Origin of the sequence: Campylobacter sp. BCW_6467 (assembly GCF_001762855.1) — a bacterium.
Lineage (GTDB): Bacteria > Campylobacterota > Campylobacteria > Campylobacterales > Campylobacteraceae > Campylobacter_D > Campylobacter_D jejuni.
Genome location: NZ_MJXP01000033.1, coordinates 1 through 2237, shown reverse-complemented (window position 1 = coordinate 2237; position 2237 = coordinate 1). Strand labels below are relative to the sequence as shown.

Below are 2237 nucleotides of genomic sequence, written 5' to 3'. Positions count from 1 at the left end.
TTTATAACTCTCATCTACAATCTGACAAAGTGTGTGTATGATTAAAATGTGCATTTCTTGAATTCTAGCCGTATCATCGCTTGGTACAACAAGATTATGATCGCAAAGCTTATTCATCGTTCCACCACCTTTTCCGCTAAGCCCTAAACAAAGCATATTAAGTTCTTTTGCTTTTTTAAAAGCTTCTAAAACATTAGGGCTTTTTCCACTGGTTGAAATGCCGATTAAAATATCATTTTCATTTCCTAAAGCTTCCACTTGTCTTGAAAAAACAAACTCAAAACCATAGTCATTTCCTATAGCACTAAGTGCCGAAGTATCGGTTGTAAGTGCTATACCTGCTAAAGCCTTGCGTTCTTTTTTATAACGCCCACTAAGTTCAGCTGCAAAATGCTGGGCATCAGCTGCACTTCCACCATTTCCACAAATCAAAATCTTACCATTTTTTTTAAGACACTCACACAAAAGCTCACCTATTTTAGCGATTTGTCCTTTTAAAATTTCACTTTCTTGAGCGATTTTTTGATGTTCTTGCCATTCTTTTTCTACTAAATTTATCATTTTTTATCCTTAATCTTTTCTATAATCTTACTTGTGCTAAATCCTTCTTCAAAGTCGATTAATTCAACTCTTGAAACGATATCTGCACCCACAACAAGCTTATCTTTATAATCAGCTCCTTTAACCAAAATATCGGGTTTTAAAAAGCCTTGCTTATCCCAATTACGGATTGTTTGTATTGCAACACCAAGTAAATTTGCAGCATGTCTGATAGAAACAAGCTTATCTATCATGACTTAATCCTATCAGAATGATTGTATCCATTATTATAAGAATAACTTTTAAATTGTGTTTTATCTGGTATTAAATCACTAAACCAAGTGACATTATTTTGCAAATCTAATATCCCATTTGTTATCTTTGCAATTAATTCATAATTTTTAGTATTATCATAAACCAAAATCTCATCACATAATGGCATAATTTTTAAAAGATTTTGCATACTTTCATAATATCTTTTATCTATTAAATGTGGCTCTATGTCGTGCCCACCTTTAGCTACTCTTATTTTTACTCGCGCTTTTGCAGTTTTCGGGCTATCAAGTCCTACGAAGTGTAAATTGATTTTATAACCATGCTCTTTTAATTCACTAAATAGATTTAATATAGCTTTTCCACAAAGCGTAGTTTCTTGATTAAAATTAAGCTTATCATTTATATATACTTTACGCATTTTTATAGCTATCTTTGAGGCACGAACTTGAGTTTGTCTATCTCTATGATCTCCAATGCTTTGAGCTATCTCATCTACATTTATGCGATAACCTAAATTTATTCCTTGCTCTTGTGCTAAAAAATATAAAGTAGTCTTTCCTGCACCATTTACACCAGCAAAAATAGTAGCTGTTGGTTGATTTACCATAAAAAGTTCCTTGTATAAATTTTAAGTAATAGTAATAAATTTTCAATAAAAATCTAAAAATATTTGATATTTATTTATAGCTTTTTATAGATTTTATAAATCAGTTTTATAACTCTCATCTACAATCTGACAAAGTGTGTGTATGATTAAAATGTGCATTTCTTGAATTCTAGCCGTATCATCGCTTGGTACAACAAGATTATGATCGCAAAGCTTATTCATCGTTCCACCACCTTTTCCGCTAAGCCCTAAACAAAGCATATTAAGTTCTTTTGCTTTTTTAAAAGCTTCTAAAACATTAGGGCTTTTTCCACTGGTTGAAATGCCGATTAAAATATCATTTTCATTTCCTAAAGCTTCCACTTGTCTTGAAAAAACAAACTCAAAACCATAGTCATTTCCTATAGCACTAAGTGCCGAAGTATCGGTTGTAAGTGCTATACCTGCTAAAGCCTTGCGTTCTTTTTTATAACGCCCACTAAGTTCAGCTGCAAAATGCTGGGCATCAGCTGCACTTCCACCATTTCCACAAATCAAAATCTTACCATTTTTTTTAAGACACTCACACAAAAGCTCACCTATTTTAGCGATTTGTCCTTTTAAAATTTCACTTTCTTGAGCGATTTTTTGATGTTCTTGCCATTCTTTTTCTACTAAATTTATCATTTTTTATCCTTAATCTTTTCTATAATCTTACTTGTGCTAAATCCTTCTTCAAAGTCGATTAATTCAACTCTTGAAACGATATCTGCACCCACAACAAGCTTATCTTTATAATCAGCTCCTTTAACCAAAATATCGGGTTTTAAAAAGC

The 2237-nt window shown here is 32.0% G+C and carries 4 protein-coding genes and 1 pseudogene; all 5 read right to left on the bottom strand.

The features are described 5' to 3' along the window. A partial coding sequence (gmhA, locus tag AJ888_RS04960) for a D-sedoheptulose 7-phosphate isomerase (RefSeq protein WP_044794534.1) occupies positions 1–561 on the bottom strand: 561 nt, incomplete at its 3' end. Beyond that, positions 558–794 (bottom strand): MerR family DNA-binding transcriptional regulator, encoded by a 237-nt coding sequence (locus tag AJ888_RS04955; protein ID WP_070296162.1) that lies wholly within the window; start codon positions 792–794, stop codon positions 558–560. The genes AJ888_RS04955 and gmhA (AJ888_RS04960), both read right to left, overlap by 4 nt. Then, positions 791–1423, bottom strand: a complete 633-nt coding sequence (locus tag AJ888_RS04950; protein WP_044794612.1) for a zeta toxin family protein — start codon at positions 1421–1423, stop codon at positions 791–793. The genes AJ888_RS04955 and AJ888_RS04950 overlap by 4 nt, the downstream gene beginning before the upstream one ends. A 93-nt stretch (positions 1424–1516) precedes the next feature. After that, the gene (gene gmhA / locus AJ888_RS04945) at positions 1517–2089 is read right to left on the bottom strand and encodes a D-sedoheptulose 7-phosphate isomerase (RefSeq protein WP_070296161.1); all 573 of its coding nucleotides are present in this window, start codon (positions 2087–2089) and stop codon (positions 1517–1519) included. Further along, a pseudogene (locus AJ888_RS09465) lies at positions 2086–2237 on the bottom strand (bifunctional heptose 7-phosphate kinase/heptose 1-phosphate adenyltransferase); the annotation flags it as partial. The gene gmhA (AJ888_RS04945) and the pseudogene AJ888_RS09465, both read right to left, overlap by 4 nt.

Bases quoted from the DNA above. Each gene is read 5' to 3' on its own strand.
- AJ888_RS04955 (WP_070296162.1), bottom strand. From the start codon at position 794: ATGATAGATAAGCTTGTTTCTATCAGACATGCTGCAAATTTACTTGGT.
- AJ888_RS04950 (WP_044794612.1), bottom strand. From the start codon at position 1,423: ATGGTAAATCAACCAACAGCTACTATTTTTGCTGGTGTAAATGGTGCA.
- gmhA (WP_070296161.1), bottom strand. From the start codon at position 2,089: ATGATAAATTTAGTAGAAAAAGAATGGCAAGAACATCAAAAAATCGCT.